At 71.4% G+C, this 16014-nt stretch carries 12 protein-coding genes; 1 reads left to right on the top strand and 11 read right to left on the bottom strand.

Annotated elements, in window-relative coordinates; translation table 11 throughout:
- Positions 1 to 80: 80 nt before the first annotated feature.
- Both PCA76_RS11970 and PCA76_RS11965 read right to left on the bottom strand, forming a co-directional pair.
- Positions 81 to 2018, bottom strand: coding sequence for a hypothetical protein (locus PCA76_RS11970; protein ID WP_272617575.1), 1938 nt, complete (start codon positions 2016 to 2018; stop codon positions 81 to 83).
- A gap of 222 nt (positions 2019 to 2240) precedes the next feature.
- On the bottom strand, positions 2241 to 3947 hold the full coding sequence (locus PCA76_RS11965; RefSeq protein ID WP_272617573.1) for a glycosyl hydrolase: 1707 nt from the start codon (positions 3945 to 3947) through the stop codon (positions 2241 to 2243).
- 494 nt (positions 3948 to 4441) lie between these two features.
- On the opposite strand from PCA76_RS11965, the gene PCA76_RS11960 reads away from it, so the two are divergent.
- Positions 4442 to 4759, top strand: a complete 318-nt coding sequence (locus PCA76_RS11960) for a hypothetical protein (protein WP_272617571.1) — start codon at positions 4442 to 4444, stop codon at positions 4757 to 4759.
- Positions 4760 to 4830: 71 nt separating this feature from the next.
- Here the strand turns inward: PCA76_RS11960 and PCA76_RS11955 are convergent, their stop codons facing one another.
- The 9 genes from PCA76_RS11955 to PCA76_RS11915 all read right to left on the bottom strand — a co-directional run bounded on the left by PCA76_RS11955 (position 4831) and on the right by PCA76_RS11915 (position 15985).
- On the bottom strand, positions 4831 to 5655 hold the full coding sequence (locus PCA76_RS11955; RefSeq protein ID WP_272617568.1) for a shikimate dehydrogenase: 825 nt from the start codon (positions 5653 to 5655) through the stop codon (positions 4831 to 4833).
- Positions 5656 to 6082: 427 nt separating this feature from the next.
- Complete coding sequence (gene mltG, locus PCA76_RS11950; protein ID WP_272617566.1) at positions 6083 to 7279, bottom strand: endolytic transglycosylase MltG; 1197 nt, start codon at positions 7277 to 7279, stop codon at positions 6083 to 6085.
- On the bottom strand, positions 7279 to 7737 hold the full coding sequence (gene ruvX, locus PCA76_RS11945; protein WP_272617564.1) for a Holliday junction resolvase RuvX: 459 nt from the start codon (positions 7735 to 7737) through the stop codon (positions 7279 to 7281). Before ruvX ends, mltG begins: the two co-directional genes overlap by 1 nt.
- A gap of 72 nt (positions 7738 to 7809) precedes the next feature.
- The gene (gene alaS / locus PCA76_RS11940) at positions 7810 to 10488 is read right to left on the bottom strand and encodes an alanine--tRNA ligase (RefSeq protein WP_272617562.1); all 2679 of its coding nucleotides are present in this window, start codon (positions 10486 to 10488) and stop codon (positions 7810 to 7812) included.
- Positions 10485 to 10790, bottom strand: coding sequence for a hypothetical protein (locus tag PCA76_RS11935; protein ID WP_272617560.1), 306 nt, complete (start codon positions 10788 to 10790; stop codon positions 10485 to 10487). The genes alaS and PCA76_RS11935 overlap by 4 nt, the downstream gene beginning before the upstream one ends.
- A gap of 29 nt (positions 10791 to 10819) precedes the next feature.
- Entirely contained in the window at positions 10820 to 11284 is a 465-nt protein-coding gene (locus PCA76_RS11930) for a DUF948 domain-containing protein (protein WP_272617557.1), read from the bottom strand.
- Positions 11285 to 11436: 152 nt separating this feature from the next.
- On the bottom strand, positions 11437 to 12132 hold the full coding sequence (locus PCA76_RS11925) for a hypothetical protein (RefSeq protein ID WP_272619328.1): 696 nt from the start codon (positions 12130 to 12132) through the stop codon (positions 11437 to 11439).
- Positions 12133 to 12798: 666 nt separating this feature from the next.
- Positions 12799 to 13857 (bottom strand): hypothetical protein, encoded by a 1059-nt coding sequence (locus PCA76_RS11920; protein ID WP_272617555.1) that lies wholly within the window; start codon positions 13855 to 13857, stop codon positions 12799 to 12801.
- Between the two features lie 589 nt (positions 13858 to 14446).
- On the bottom strand, positions 14447 to 15985 hold the full coding sequence (locus tag PCA76_RS11915; protein ID WP_272617553.1) for a replication-associated recombination protein A: 1539 nt from the start codon (positions 15983 to 15985) through the stop codon (positions 14447 to 14449).
- Positions 15986 to 16014 lie beyond the last annotated feature (29 nt).

The following is a 16014-nucleotide window of genomic DNA, read 5'->3' as shown; positions in this document are numbered from 1 at the left end:
TCGCGGGGCCGGCGGCGGTGGTGCCCGCCACCGGCCCAACGTGAACAATCTACCGATGCTCCGTTACGAACGGTTGACCGTTACTGCACGGAGAAGAACGTCGATGGGGTGGACCAGGACAACTCGGGCGTCGCGGTGCTGATGACGGTCGCCGAGGCGCCATTGACCACCGCGGTCGGCGCGGCCGTCGGGTCGAACGGCACGCTGCGCAGGGTGCCGTCGGTGGCACCGTAGACGATCCGGCCGCCCACCCAGGCCATGCCGCGCACCGCCGACCAGGTCACGCCGGTGGTCGGCAGGGCGAATTCGGTGGCACCGAGGTAGTTGCCATCGATCTCGAAGTAGCGGTAGTAGAGATTGTTCGCCCCGGTACGGGTGTAGTAGAGCCGGCCGTCGAGGAAGAAGGCACCGGTCAGCAACGCCGGGTTGTACCAGTCGTTGTAGCCGGACGCCTCCCACGGCGAGCCGATCGCGCCGCCGTTGAACAGCGAGATGTCGATCCGACTTCCGGTGGGCGTGCCGGCCACCGTGTGCGCCCAGTAGATCCGGTCGGCCACCCGCCAGGTCGCGCCGGCCGCCGTGTACGCGGGCTGGCTGACCGTGGCCGGGGTGCCCAGCGCGGTGCCGTCGAACGGCACCTTCGCCACGGTGCCCGGAGCGGTGTTCAGGTAGAGGTTGCCGGTGGTGGCGGAGGGCGGATTCTTCGCGGTGAAGGTACGCCCGCCAGCGAGCGGGAACATGCCGAGGCGGCCGTGGTACTCCTCGCCCATGCCATCGGAGTTGTGCCCGAAGTAGAGGCCGTCCGTGCCACGCCAGAGCACCGGCACCGACGAACCCCAGTTGCTGGTGCCCGAGGGCATCGAGGCGCTGCCGCTGCGGCGCGGGTTCCAGTTCACCGGCATACCGGTCGCCGGGGTGACGGCGGCGATACCGAGCCGGTCGACCGCGCCCGGGCCGGCGTTGTCGCTGGCGTTCGGGTTGTTGACCCAGCGGAAGTGCCCGCCCAGGTAGATCACGTTGTCCGCCACCTCGAGCGACGTGATGGTGTCGTTACCGGTGAAGTCGACCCAGGTGGCGAGCTGCCCGCTGCCCCGCGCGGCGGTCTCGAAGCGGACCAGCGCGTCGCAGTACGCGGTCGGCCAGCCGGCGCCGCCGTTGGTGCCGACCACGAACCAGCTGCCGTCGCCACCGAACTTCACGTCCTGCACGTAGTGCACGAAGGTCGTCGGCGCCGCGCACGGCGGGACGAACTTCTCGGTGCTCCAGTCGAGCAGCGTCGGCGTCGCGGAGACGTCCACCAACGCCATCTGGTTGCGCGGAAGGTCGTTGACGAGCGTGAAGTTGCCGCCGACGACCAGCGTGTTGCCGTCCGGCGCGACGTCGATGGTCCAGACGTACGACGTGGTGCTGTGCCGACCGACGGTGGCGTCGATGCTGAAGCTCGGGTCGATCGCGCCGGTGGTCGCGTTGAGCCGGCCGAGGCCGGAGTGCGCGGTGCCGTTGAGCCAGTTGAACGCGCCGGCCACGTACAGCCAGTTGCCGTGCAACGCCACGTCACGGATCGCGCCGCCGTCGGAGCGCCCGACCCAGCTGTCGATGATCGCGCCCGTCGACGGGTTGAGGGCGACCAGGTTCTTCCGGGAGACGCCGTTGACGTTCTTGAAGGCGCCCCCGACGATCAGCGTGCCGCCGGGGCCGGCGAGAAGCGTGTTGACCGCGCCGTCGAGCACCGGAAGGAAGGTGGTGGACATGGTGCCGCTGGTCCGGTCGTACGCGAAGAGGTAGCGCTGCGTGACCCACGCGGAGCTGGCGGTCTGCCGGAGCTGGGTGAAGCTGCCGCCGACGAAGACCGTGTTGCCCACCTGCGCGAAGGCGCGGGTTTCGCCGTCCCGCGCGTGCGGGGTCGAGTCGGCGGGGTTCGCGGACACCAGGGTCGCCGTCTCCGGGACCGGTACCACCGCAGCCGACGTGGTGGTGGGTACGCCCAGAACCGCGGCGACGACCGCGAGCGCGACCACCCCCGCCCGAGTACGACGTCGTCCTGCGGAACGCCACAAGTGCGAGAGTTTGGGCACGCTTCGCCTCCAAGATGGATGAGAACCCGAGGTAGCGTGCCTCGTCCAGCCTGGTAAACAAAATCCGCCGATTGGGCGGTGCATGAATCTGCTAGCCGACAGAACGCCGGAGGATCGGATGTCCGACCCCCGGCGAACCGCCGATCTGTCAGCTCGTCGTGATCGTCAGCGGCTACCTCCGGTGGGTTGCCGCAGGTACGGGTCCTGCCCGGCCTTCGCGAAGCCGGCCAAGGCCGAGGCATCGTGGTTCATCGTCATGTCGCAGGTCGCCGTACGGCTGGTCATGCCTGCCGAGTTGAAGTAGATGGCAGCCTTGATCTTCGGGTGCGCCTTCAGCGCCGCCGGGAACTCCTGGAACCAGCGCTGCTTGGCACCCAGGTCGGCGGAATTGAAGTTGGTGCCGAATTCGGCGAGCATCCGGGGCTTTCCAGCACCGATGCCGTTGTTGTCCAACCATTGGTAGAAACCGCCCACGGTCGTACTCGGGCTCTTCCACACCGTGCTGCCGTTGCAGACGTGGAAGTTGTACGGGTCGTAGGCCACCCAGTCGACGTACTGGTCACCGGGGTACAGGTTGGCGTACCGGGAGTAGTGGCCTGACCAGCCCATCATCGTCCAGACCCACACCGCGTTGGTCGCGCCGGCCTTGGCGAACCGGTCGTAGACGTAGCGCCAGGCGCGGACGAAGTCGGCGTCGCTGCCCTTGTTCGGCTCGTCCTCCGGCTCGTGGTCGAATCCCATGAACACCGGCACGCCAGCGGCGCGGATCCGGCCCGCGACCGCGTCGATGGTCTCGTCCTGCCGGCCGCTGTAGACATCGGACCACTTCAGGGTGGTGCCAGCGGAGAAGTCGCGCGACTCCCAGGCGAAGAACATCAGCCGACCCTCGCGCATCTGCTGCTGCTCGTACATGTCGGGGAAGGCCCCGTTGCTGCCGGCGTTGGAGAAGTCGTGGTAGCGGTGCACGATGTCGAACTTGCGCCCGACCTGCGTCTCCACGTCGGTGACAGCCTTGCCGTGGTCCCAGCCACCGGCCGCCCCCGCCGGTGAGTACATGCCCCACCAGGCGCCGCAGGACGGGACGAGCTTGTCCGACACGGACCCGCATCGGCCGGCCGGCACGGTGCCGCTCGCACTCGGGGTCGCCGTCCGGGTCGGGGCGACGGTCGGCGACGGCTTCGGCGCGGCGGTTGTCGGCGACGCGCTCGGCGACGGCGGCGGTGCCGGCTTGGTGGTCGGCACCGGCGACGGCCGGGCCCCGATGTCGTAGCTGATCACCAGGCTGGGGCGCAGGTCCGGGTTGCGGTTCTCGACCGACGCCCAGTAGATCCGGCTTTCCAGGCCGCTCTGGGCCAGCGAGACCGTCCAGGTGCCATTGCCGGTGACCAGCTTGGAGATGTCCCACTCGTTGGCGCCCTTGGACACACCGGTCACGCTGTCCAGCGCGGCACCGGCCGACGCCAGGGGCGGCCGCGCCTCGCGGGCGCTCAACGGCGAGGCGTGCGCCGTCACCGTGGCGGCGAACTGCTGCCAGGCATGCACCCGCAGCGTCGCCCGGATGTTGACCGCAGCCGCCGGCACGGTGGTCACCGCGAACTCGATGACGGCCTCGCGGCCACCGCGCGGGTTGCCGTCGCAGCGCGTCGGGCAGGTGGCCAGGGTCGTCTTGGCCGCGTTGTCGCCATCCTGCGAGACGGCCGTCGCGGTGGTGTCCGCCGCCGCCCGGATCGACAGGTCGTCGCTGGCCAGCAGCGGCATCATGGTCGCCACGATGCCGGCCACCACCGAACCGCCGACCACGCCGACGGCGATCGCCTTTCGGCGAGGTCCGTTGCGGAGCCGGGTGATGCGATGCAGTCCGTGCCTGGTCAAGGAAACTCCCTGTGTCTGCGGCCGTAACGGTGAGCAGCGTATCGATGACCAGGGCATGTCGCAGGTAGGACAGTTTCCCGTAAGCGCGTCTTAACCGTCAGCTAAGGAACGGGCCGCACCAGCGAAGATCCCCAGCCACAGCTTCGACCGGAGCCCGTCGCGTGCCCTGCCGGAGGCGCACGTGCCGAGGCGGCGCGCCCGTTGCCACCGAAGAACACCGCACCCGGCCACCAGGCCGGCCCTCGGATCAGCGACCTCCTGGGGCCACCGCGGAGACACCGCGAGTCGCGTGGCACGCATCGACAAGCATATCCCGGGTGGATTCAGGTCCGGAAATCAGTTTCCGTCATGTGTTGACCATGAACGTCTATCTCACTATGGTCGTAACAGCGGCAACATAAGGCGCTTTACCTACACGAGGGAGAATTGTGCGGATCAGGCAATTACTAGGTACAGCGCTAGCGGCAACGACGGCAACTGTTGGTTTGGTCGCAGTGGACGTTTCCGCAGCCAGCGCCGGCACCGCGAACGGCTGCGTGTACCCCCGCGTCTGCTTCTATCTCACCGAATCGCGGTGGAACGCCGACAACCCCACAGGCTCCTACCAGGTCCTCACCAGCGGCTACCAGGATCTCGGCTCCGACACCGAGGGCTCTTTCGCTGTCTGGAATACCCGCAATGACGACGGGGCGCTCCTGCACTACACCAACGGAAACACCTACTGCCTCCCCCCGAACAGGGGTAACGCCCACATTCGCGGGGAGATCGTGGACAAAATTCGGATCATGGATTCGCCAACCTGCGGCCGGTAGGCTGCCTGTTGTCGAAAATCGTTCACTGGGGTGGCGGATCGTGGATTACCCCAACCCCATGATGTGATTGGTCAAGTGGTGATGGCCGCCGCGAGCGCGGCGGCCATCACCGCCCTCGGCGCGGCCACGCCGGTGAACTGCTCGAACTGCCCGATTGCCTGGGCCAGCAGCAGATCCAGGCCAGAGACGATCCGGCAGCCGGCCTCGTCGGCGGCCGTTGCCAGCGGTGTCGGCCACGGGTCGTAGAGCGCGTCGAAGAGCACCGTGCTCGACCGCCAGGCCACCGCGCCGGCCAGCGGGTCGGCGACCCCCTTCGGCACGGTGGAGACGACCACGTCGGCGGCGGCAAGGTGGCGGGGCGCGTCGGCCCAGTCGCCGGGGGTCAGCACGACACCCAGCGCGTCCGCGACCGGCCTCAGCTCGTCGACCGCCTCCGGTCGGCGGGCCACCACCGTCACCGAAGAGCAGGCCAACTGCGCGGCTGCGGCAAGCGCGGCGCGGGCCGTTCCGCCCGCACCCAGCACCGTCACGGCAGCGCCGGCGGTCACCCCAGCGTCGGTCAGCACCTGCACCATGCCGGCGACGTCGGTGTTGTCCGCGTACCAGGAGCCGTCCGGACGGCGTACCAACGTGTTGGCCGCGCCGACGGCGGCGGCGACCGGCGAGGCTTCCGCGGCCACCGCGAGCGCCGTCTCCTTGCCCGGCATGGTCACCGACAGCCCGGCCCACTCCCGGCCCAGGCCGGCGACCAGGGCCGGCAGCTCCGCCGCCGCGCACTCGATCCGGGTGTACGACCACCCGGTCAGCCCGGCGGCGGCGTAACCGGCGGTGTGGATCACCGGGGAGAGGGAGTGCGCGATGGGCTTGCCCAGCACCCCGGCCCTATGGGTCGACACGATCACCACCGGCTACTTTCGGAGGCCCAGTCAAGGTCCGCATCATTTCCCCGCTCTCCCGTACGTGTCGGAGCGACCCTACCCAGCACGCCGCCGGCGGTACCAAGAGTCACTGACAATGACGCCGCAATGGCCAGTCACCGCTAATACAAAGGCACCCTTCCCGCGACCACAGACCGGTCGTCGCGGGAAGGGCGCCTTTGTCATTGCCGGCGGCGGCGTGGATTGCCCTCGCCTCGCGCCGGGCACTCAACCGCCGTTAGGGAAGGGTAGCCACCGACGTCACCATTCTTGACGTAGACGGCTCGCCCGGCGGCACCGGTGGTGCTCACCGCAGCCTGAGGGCGATAACGATCAATGGTTATCGCTATCCAACTCGGTGTGACAGTTGGTCCCGCAAGCCATCAGGATGGCCCGACCAGCAGACTCAGATGATTCCGGCCTCCCGAGCCTTGTTCTCGTTCCGCTTCTGCTCCTCGTAGGTCTCGGCGAAGGCCGAGTTGCCATTTTTGTCGATCGCCACGAAGTAGAGCCACTTGCCCGCTGGCGGATCCATCGCACCCTGCAGGGCGTCCTTGCCTGGGTTGTTGATCGGCGTAGGGATCAGACCCCGCAGCTTGCGGCTGTAGGGACTCGTGGTGTCGAGCAGCTCCGACTGGTTCATCTCGGCCGAGGTCTTGGTCGGCTTGCCGGTCAGCTCCAGCCAGTAGTTGATCGTGACGTCCATCTCCAGGCAATTACAGTCGAACTCGCCGTACGCCCGGTTGTAGGCCACCCGGGCGACCTTGCCGAGGTCCTTCTTGTTGCCCGCCTCGGCCTGGGCCAGCGAGGCCACGATCAGTGCCTCGTACGGGCTGACGCCGCCCCGTTCCTTCTGCACCCGGTCGGCGAACTTCATCTCCCCGGTCACCGAGAGGAAGTTGTCCACCATCAGCTTGAGGATGCTCTCCGCGGTGGCCTTCGGCGGGATCTCGTACGTGTCCGGGAAGAGGAAGCCTTCGGCGGACTTGACGACCTTCTTGCCGTCGTCGCGCTTGAACCACCAATCCGGGACGCCGAGCGCCTCCGGGTCCTTCGCGGCGGCCTCGAACTCCTTGACCGGGATCTTGGTCTTCTCGGAGAGCAGCTTGTAGATGTTCTTGCTGGTACGACCCTCGGGGATGGTGAGCCCGTTGACGATCTTGTTCTTCAGGTCGAGCATCGCGGTGACGGCGTTCGAGGCGCTCATCTGCTTCCGCAGCTTGTACGTGCCCGGCTGGATGTTCTTGCTGCGCGAGTTGGCCTCGGCCGCCTCGACGAACGCCTTCTGGCTCTTCACCACATCGGCCGCGACCAGGGCGTCGGCCATATCGGCGAGGAGCGCCCCATTCTTGATCTCGACGGTGATCTCACCCGCCCCGGCGCCGTCGTAGTCGGGGGTGACGAAGTAGTTCTGGATGCGGTCGAAGCCGTAGAACGCAACGCCGCCGATGCCGCCCAACAGGACGAAGGCCATCAGCAGGGCCAGGAATGTCTTGCCCCGGCCGCCGCCGGACCCGCCGTTGCGCTTGCGGAAGCCGCGCCGGTGCCGGCCCTTCTCCCCCCGCTCCGCGTCGTCGAACCCAAGGTCCAGATCGTCGATCATTACGTCCGCCTCCGCTGCGCATCCAGCCAGCTCTGCAGGATTTCCACCGCGGCCGCCTGGTCGACAACCGCACGTTGACGTTTACCTCGGACGCCACGCTCGGCAAGCCTACGAGAAGCGACCACGGTCGACATCCTCTCGTCGGTGAGCGTTACCGGGATGGGCGTTATCACATCGACCAGTCGGTCAGCGTACGCCTTCACGTGGAGGGCCGCAGGACCGTGCTTGCCGGCGAGATTGACCGGAAGGCCGACGACAACTCCGACGGCCTCGTGCTCGGCCACCAACGCCGCCAGCTGGGCAAGGTCGCTCGGCACCGCGTCCGGCGCCGCCGTGAGATCACGGGCCAGGGTGACCAACGGCGTGGCCAGGATGCCGTCCGGATCCGAGCGGGAGATCCCCACCCGCACCTGACCGACGTCCACGCCGATCCGCACACCGCGTGTCAGTTCAGCCACGGGCCGTCACCCCCGACGCCGAACGAGCCAGGGCGGACCAAGCGGTCCGCCCTGGCTGACAATGATCGTCCATCACGCCTCAGTGATCGCCTTCTCGACGGTGAGTAGCAGGTTCGGTGCCTCGGCCGCGGGCAGGCCGCCGCCCTGGGCGAGATCGGGGCTGCCGCCACCGCGCCCGGAGAACGCCGCCTTCACCAGATCCGACGCCGCCAGGCCCCGGTTGCGCGCAGCCGCGTTGACCGCCACCACCAGGGACGCCTTGCCGTTCGACCGGGCCGCCACCGCGACCACCGCCGGCCGCGTCTGATCGATCTTGCCGCGGATCTCCTGGGCCAGGGTCCGCACATCGTTGCCGGCCGCACCCTCCGGCGCCTCGGTGCCCACGTACGCGACGCCGCGCACGTCCTTGGCCTGCGCCGCGAGCGCCGCCGCCCCGCCCAGCACCAGCTGGGCGCGCAGCTTCTCCAGCTCCTTCTCCGCGTCCCGGAGCTGGGTGACGGTCTGCTCCACCCGGTCGGCGACCTGGTCGTTGGGCACCCGGTACAGCTCGGCCAGCCGCGAGACCAGCAGGTGCTCGCGGGCCAGGAAGCCGAAGGCGTCCATGCCGACCAGCGCCTCGACCCGGCGGACGCCGGAGCCGATCGACGACTCGGAGAGGATCTTCACGAGGCCGAGCTGGGCCGAGCGGGCCACGTGCGTGCCGCCGCACAGCTCCCGGGCGTAGTCGCCCACCTCGACGACCCGCACCTCCTCGCCGTACTTCTCGCCGAAGAGCGCCATCGCCCCGATCCGCCGCGCCTCGTCCAGCGAGGTGATGAAGGCATGCACCTCCAGGTCGGCCAGGAGCACCTCGTTGACCTGCTGCTCGACGTCGCGCAGCACACTCGGCGACACCCCGGTCGGGGTGTTGAAGTCGAACCGGAGCCGGCCGGGCGCGTTCAGCGACCCCGCCTGCGTGGCCGACTCGCCGAGGAAGTTCCGCATGGTCTGGTGCACCAGGTGGGTCGCGGTGTGCGACCGGGAGATGGCCCGGCGCCGAGTCGCGTCGATCTCCGCGTACCCGGTCTCGCCCGCACGCACCTCGCCCCGGATCACCCGGGCACGGTGCACGATCAGGCCGGGCACCGGCTGCTGCACGTCGAGCACCTCGACCTGCCCGCCACCAACGGTGATCATGCCCTGGTCGGGCTGCTGGCCACCGCCCTCGGCGTAGAACGGGGTCGTGTCGAGCACCAGCTCGATGGTGTCGCCCTCGGTCGCCGCCTGGCGCGGGCCGTCGGTGCCGAGCAGCGCCCGCACCCTCGACTCGCGGGCCACCTCGCTGTACCCGGTGAACGTCACCGGGCCACCCGAGTCGAGCACCGACCGGTACGCCGACAGGTCGACGTGCCCCGTCTTACGGGCCTGCGCGTCCGCCTTCGCCCGGGTGCGCTGGTCGGCCATCAACCGGCGGAAACCCTCGTCGTCGACCGCGAGGCCCTGCTCCGCGGCGATCTCCAGGGTCAGGTCGATCGGAAAGCCGTACGTGTCGTGCAGCTGGAACGCCTTCGCCCCGGACAGCGCGGAACCACCCGCGGTGCGGGTCTCCGCGATCGCGGTGTCCAGGATCGTGGTGCCGGCACGCAGGGTGGACAGGAACGCCTCCTCCTCCGCGTACGCGTAATCCGCGATCCGGTCGAAGTCGGTCGCCAGCTCCGGGTACGACGGGGCCATGCAGTCCCGGGCCACCGGCAGCAGCTCGGGCAGCGCCCGATCCTGCCAGCCGAGCAGACGGATCGACCGGATCGCCCGGCGCATGATCCGGCGCAGCACGTACCCGCGACCCTCGTTGCTCGGGGTCACGCCGTCGCCGATCAGCATCAACGCTGTCCGCACGTGGTCCGCGATCACCCGCAGTCGGACGTCGTCCGGGTGCGACTCGCTCGCCACGTGGCCGGAGTGCGCGCCGTACCGCTTGCCGGTCAGCTCGGCCGCCCGCGCCAGGATCGGCCGAACCTCGTCGATCTCGTAGAGGTTGTCGACGCCCTGCAGGATCGAGGCCATCCGCTCCAGGCCCATGCCGGTGTCGATGTTCTTCGCCGGCAGGTCGCCCAGAATCGGGTAGTCATCCTTGGTGGTGCCCGGACCCCGCTCGAACTGCATGAAGACGAGGTTCCAGAACTCCATGTAGCGGTCCTCGTCGACCGCCGGGCCGCCCTCCCGGCCGTACTCCGGGCCCCGGTCGTAGAACAGTTCGGAGCACGGACCGCACGGCCCGGGAATGCCCATCGACCAGAAGTTGTCCGCCTTGCCCCGGCGGACGATCCGCTCGGGCGGCACCCCCACGGACCGCCAGATCTCGTACGCCTCGTCGTCGTCGAGGTACACCGTCGGCCAGACGCGTTCCGGGTCCAGCCCGAACCCGCCATCGGCCTGCGACTTGGTGACCAGGTCCCACGCGAGGGGAATCGCGCCGGCCTTGAAGTAGTCACCGAAGGAGAAGTTGCCGTTCATCTGGAAGAACGTGCCGTGCCGGCTGGTCTTGCCGACCTCGTCGATGTCCGGGGTGCGGATGCACTTCTGCACGCTGACCGCCCGCTGGTACGGGGGAGTCTGCTGGCCCAGGAAGAACGGCACGAACTGCACCATGCCGGCGTTGACGAACAGCAGGTTCGGGTCGCTGATGGCGGGTAGCGGAGCGGACGGCACCACGGTGTGGCCATTCGCCTCGAAGTGCGCGAGGTACCGTCGCTTGATCTCCGCCGTCTTCATCGCTGGTGTTCCTCCGGAAAGATTTCTCGATCGCCGATCCGCGGGTCTTCCCGCAGGTCGGCAAACTGGTCGTCGAACGCCTCGCCCTGGGCGAACGCCTGGTGGATCTCCTGCTCGCGTTCGGCCATCCCGACCCGGACGTCCTCCACGAAGCTACGCAGCGACTCGACGAGCCCGCCAGCGGATTCCGTGACCGTGCTGGCGATACCGGCCGGCGTGTACGCCTGTGCGGTCCGGGTCACCTTGCGGACCACGACCACACCGACTGCCAACCCGATACCGAGCCAGAACAAACGCCTCATGTCTCGCTACCTCCTGGTGCGCGGGCCGGTCACTGGTTGCCGCGCCGCGCGGCCCGTCGTTGCTGCTTGATGGTGTCGCGCACCTCGCGCTCGGTCTCGGCGTGCCGGCGGCCGGCGGCGGCCTTGCGCACGCTGTAGCCGAACGCGGCCACCTTGACCAACGGGTTGGCGGCCGCGGCGGAGACGACGGTGGCCAGGTTGGCGATGTTGGCGGTGACGTTCTGCGCGTGGCTGGTCATGGTGTCGACCTTCGCCAGCTGGAGGTTCACGCCGTCGAGCGAGGTCTGCACCTGCTCCAGCGCGGTGTTGACGTTCTTCACCGTGGTGTTCACGTCGCCGAGCAGCGGTGCGGTCCGATCGTTGAGGTCGTTGATCATCCGGGTGGTGGCGTCAACCGTGTGCCGCAGCCGCAGGATCGGCAGCGTCAGGATGAGCACCAGCACCGCGAACGCGCACGCCGCGATCAGCGCCGCGACCTCTCCAATGTCGCCCACGCCTGTCCTCCTCAAGAAGCAGAGTTCCGCAGGACCCGACGTCCCCGGAACGCACAACCGTGGTACCCGTACCGGGTGCCACGCCGTCGGCGGTCACCGGTAGCGGGCGTGCCCGCCAGCCCCAGACCCTACCGTCCGTGATGGAGACCGGCTCAGGACGGTGAGGGTGTCAGCTCACCCAGCGGATCCCCACTGACCGTCGGGAACGGATCCTCTCCGGTCAGTGACGGGTCGGTGGTCGGCTGCGGCCTGGTCCGCTCGTCGTCGATCGCGTTACGCACCTTCACCGACACCAACGAGCCGGTGCACTCCGTCGCAGCGGCCGACGGATCCCCAGACGGCACGACGGCCGGCTCGCCGTCGACCGGCGGCGGCACGCAGGTCGGCTCGCGTACCCACAGGTCGAGCGTCAACTCGTCCCGGCGCCAGCAGGTGTAGCTGCCCTTCGTCTGCTGCTCCGGGCAGCGGTCCACCTTCCACGGCTGCCAGCCGTCCTGGCGCAGCGCGTCCTCGTAGACCTCCGCCGTGTCCTTTGGCGCCTTCTCCGAGGTCACGGTGCGCTCACGCAGCCGGCAGTCGAGCAGGCACCAGCGGCTGCCGCTGACGTCGTCGACCGTCTTCGCGGCGGCCCAGGCGGGCACGTTGAGCTGGTCCAGGTTGTCGAAGACCGGGTCCCGGCTCAGCGTCCGGATGCCGAAGAAGAGCGGCACCGCGCCGAGCAGCACGATGCTGACCACGACCAGCACCGCCGCACGCAGGCGGCGCCGCTCACGCAACTGCCGACGCAACTCGGACCGGGCACCTGATGCGGCGCCGTCGTCCGGCGCGTCCTGGCCGGCCGAGCGCAGCGCGGGCCCGTCGGACGGCTTCGGGGTCGGCCGGTCCGCCGGACCGGACGGGGAAGGCACTACGGCGGCGGCACGGGCCACGCCGATGGGCTCGCCGGAGCGGCCGGGCGGCGGCACCGGTGCGACGCCGCTCGGCTCGGAACGGCCGGGCTCCCGATGGGGAGGCAGGGCACGCCCGGCGGCACGGTCGGCGGGCGCGGGTCGACCGGCCGGGGCACCACCACGAGTCGGCATGGGGGACCCGGGACCGGCACCCGGCTCACCGTTCGCCCGATCGTCGCCGCCAGGCGGCTGCGCGCCGCCGGGTGGTCGGACGGCGGCACGGGCAGGACCGTCCGGACGTGCTCGCGGCGGACCGTCCACACCCGGCGCAGCGGCGGCGCGAACGGGACCGTCCGGACGCGGTCGCGGTGGACCGTCCGCACCTGGCGGTACGGCGGCGCGAGCAGGACCGTCCGGACGGGCTACGTCCCGGGGTGCGGCCTCGGCACCCGGGCCGGGGCGGGGTGGGCCGTCGGGGCCACGGCGCCCGGCGCCCTGGACCGGTGCGTCACCCGGGGTGGGCCGGGCCCGGCCGGGCGGCGTGGAGCGGGCGGCCCCCGAGCTGGTGCGACGGGACCGGCACCCGGCGCGGGTCGGCCACCGGCGTACGGGTCGTCGCCACGGTCACTCGCCGGGCCGGGTCGACCCGGTCCGGCCGGGCCGTCCGGGCCAGGCTCGGCCGGTGGGCGTCGTCGACCGGTCGGGTCCGGGGTGGGCGTTGCGTCCGGGCCGGACCCGCCCGCCGCACGGCCGCGCCGACCGGTGGGGTCCGTCGGGGCGCCGCAGCGCCCCGGCCACGGGTGGGCCGCTCACGGGATGCCGGCGGATATTGCAGGGCCTGTTCTCCCGTGGATCCCGGCGCGTCGGGCTGGACGACACGACGACCGGTCGGTGCCTCCGCGCCCGGGTCAGCCGGCGGCCCCGCGGCCGGCGGCCGGCGGTGCGCTCGGCGGCCGGATCGGGCACGGCCAGCCGACCGGACGCGTGGTCGGCGAGCTCACCCGTGCCGGCGGCCGGTGCCGGACGGCGACCCGCGGCGGGCGGGGTGCCACCACGGCGGTTGACCACCGGCAGGCCGGGGTCGGTGTGCGGCAGGCGGCCGGCCTGGCGCAGCCAGTCGGCGGGCCGCTCCGGACGGTCCGCCCGGGGTTCGCCGCCGGCCGGCGTACGTCGCTCCGGCTCGTCGGGGACGACCCGGCGGCGACCGGTGCCGTCGGCCGGGCCGACGGTGGGCATGGCGCCGCTGTGACCGCCGACGGCCTCGGGCACCGACGGCGCGTTGCCCGAGCGGGGCACCGCCGGCCCATCGGGCTCGGCGGCACGGCGGCGGCCGCCGGCTGCCGGACGGGAGCGCTCGGGGGCACGGCGGCCGGCAGGCTCTGGTGCCCCGGGGTCGACCGGGCCCGGGTGACGCCGGGCGGTACGCGGGTCACGGTCGATGGCGGGGTCGGGCCGCAGGCCGTCCGTGACCGGCGGCACAGCGCCAGCCGGGGCGCCGTCGAACCGGGCCGGGCCGGAGGTGGCGGGTGACCCGGGAGCCCGCGCCGGATCGGGCGCCGGTCCAGCGGCGCGTCGACCGGCGGGCGTGCCGTCGGCAGGCGGCAGTGGACGGCCGGGTGCGGTGGGCTCCGGGCCGGGTCGGCGGGCCGGCGGGCCGGCGTCCGGACGGCGCAGCGGCGGCATCGCGTCCGGATGACCCCCGGGTGCGGGAGCGTCCGGACGGCGGCCCGTCGGAACGGCGGCCTCCGGACGACGACCGGTCGGTGCGCCCGAGGCCGGTGGCGACGGCGGTACGGCGGCGCGGGCGCCGGGCGCCGGTTGCACCCCACGACGCGCTGGTTGGCCCGGTGCCGGTGCACCGGGGCTGGCGGCGGGTGACCGGTCATCCGGGCGGCGGCCCGCTGGCGGGGCCTCCCCGGCCAGGGACCGTCGACCGGTCGACGCGCGGCGACACCGGCGGGCGGCCCCGCGACCTCCGGCGGCACCGGCCCACCTCCACGCGCACCGGCCGGCGCTGCCGTACGCGGCCCGGCGGCTTCTGCCGGCGCGCCCCCACGCGGGGCGTTCGGCTCTGCCGGGGCGCCATCCGGACCCAGTTCGCTGCGTTGCTGCTTGGCCGAGCGCAGGTCGTCGATCCAGCCGAACTCCTCGCCGGCGACCGGCTCCTCCGGCTCAGCCTCGGCCGGCCGTCCTCGACCCCAGCGGCGCGCCTTGGCGCGGGGATCGCGCCGCTCGTCCGGGCCCTCGTCCGGGCGGTCCCCACCACGCGATCTCACTGTTGACCCTCTCCTGCGGCGTCGGTGCCGCTGTCCTGCATCGTGCCGGCGGAGCCCGTGCCCGTCGCCGGGCGACCGGTCTCCCCGGGAAGCGCCGACGCGCTCTGCGCCGTTACCGGCGGCTCGGCGGTCGGAGTTTCCGGACGGGTGGCCGGGGCCGGCAGGCCACGCACGATCCGGCGCAGCAGCGGCAGCCGGGTGGCCACCGACCGTTCCGCGCCGTGCGGGCTGGGCTGGTAGTAGTCCGTGCCCACCAGGTCGTCCGGGACGTACTGCTGGGTGACCACCCCGCGCTGGTCGTCGTGCGGGTAGCGGTAGCCGGTCCCGTGGCCCAGCCCCCGGGCGCCGGCGTAGTGCGCGTCGCGCAGCCCTCGCGGCACCGGACCACCGCGACCGGCCCGGACGTCGGCGATCGCGGCGCCGATGGCGGTGGTGGCCGAGTTCGACTTGGGCGCGGTGGCCAGGTGGATCACGGCCTGGGCCAGGGTGAGCTGCACTTCGGGCAGCCCGACGTACTCGACGGCGTGCGCAGCGGCGGTGGCGACGCTCAAGGCCCCGGGGTCGGCCATGCCAACATCCTCACTGGCGAAGATGACCAGGCGACGGGCGATGAACCGGGCGTCCTCACCGGCGACCAGCATGCGGGCCAGCCAGTGCACCGCGGCGTCCACGTCCGAGCCGCGCATGCTCTTGATGAAGGCGCTGACCACGTCGTAGTGGGCGTCGCCGTCGCGGTCGTAGCGCACCGCCGCCACGTCGACCGCCTGCTCGGCGGTGGCGAGGTCGATCCCCCCGGTGCCGAGCGCCGTGGCGGACGCCGCCGCCGCCTCCAGTGCGGTGAGTGCCTTGCGGACGTCACCGGCGGCGAGCCGGACCAGGTGGTCCTCGGCCTCGGAGGTCAGGGCGAGAGCCCCATCCAGGCCACGCTTGTCGGCGACCGCGCGGCGCAGCAGGCCCCGCACCGCCTCGTCGTCCAACGGTTGCAGGGTGAGCAGCACGCACCGCGACAGCAGGGGGGAGATGACCGAGAAGTACGGGTTCTCGGTGGTCGCCGCCAGCAACGTGACCGTCCGGTCCTCGACCGCGGCGAGCAACGAATCCTGTTGGGTCTTACTGAACCGGTGCACCTCGTCGATGAAGAGCACCGTCTGCGGGCCGCCCGAGCGTCGCTGGCGGCGAGCCGCCTCGATCACCGCTCGTACGTCCTTGACGCCGGCGGAGAGCGCCGACATGGCGACGAAGCGGCGGTCGGTCGCCCCGGCCACCAGGTGCGCGATGGTGGTCTTGCCACTGCCCGGCGGGCCCCAGAGGATCACCGACATCGGGGCGGCGCCGGAGACCAGCTGCCGCAGCGGGGCACCGGGAGCGAGTAGGTGGCCCTGCCCGACCAACTCGTCGAGGGTCACCGGGCGCATCCGGACGGGCAGGGGCGAATCGTCGGCCACCGCAGTGAAGCCGTCGACACCGGCGGGACCGTCGGGCGCGCTGCGCGACCCGGCGGGTTCACCGAGGGAGAAGAGGGCGTCGGACTCCATCACGAAGACAGTACCGGGCCGGGCCCACG

It is taken from the genome of Micromonospora sp. LH3U1, assembly GCF_028475105.1.
GTDB lineage: Bacteria > Actinomycetota > Actinomycetes > Mycobacteriales > Micromonosporaceae > Micromonospora.
Note: the sequence above shows the minus strand (reverse complement) of the source record. Positions and strands in the feature narration are given on the sequence as shown.

Bases quoted from the DNA above. Each gene is read 5' to 3' on its own strand.
- PCA76_RS11920 (WP_272617555.1), bottom strand. From the start codon at position 13,857: ATGCCGCCGCTGCGCCGTCCGGACGCCGGCCCGCCGGCCCGCCGACCC.
- PCA76_RS11915 (WP_272617553.1), bottom strand. From the start codon at position 15,985: ATGGAGTCCGACGCCCTCTTCTCCCTCGGTGAACCCGCCGGGTCGCGC.
- alaS (WP_272617562.1), bottom strand. From the start codon at position 10,488: ATGAAGACGGCGGAGATCAAGCGACGGTACCTCGCGCACTTCGAGGCG.
- mltG (WP_272617566.1), bottom strand. From the start codon at position 7,279: ATGATCGACGATCTGGACCTTGGGTTCGACGACGCGGAGCGGGGGGAG.
- PCA76_RS11935 (WP_272617560.1), bottom strand. From the start codon at position 10,790: ATGAGGCGTTTGTTCTGGCTCGGTATCGGGTTGGCAGTCGGTGTGGTC.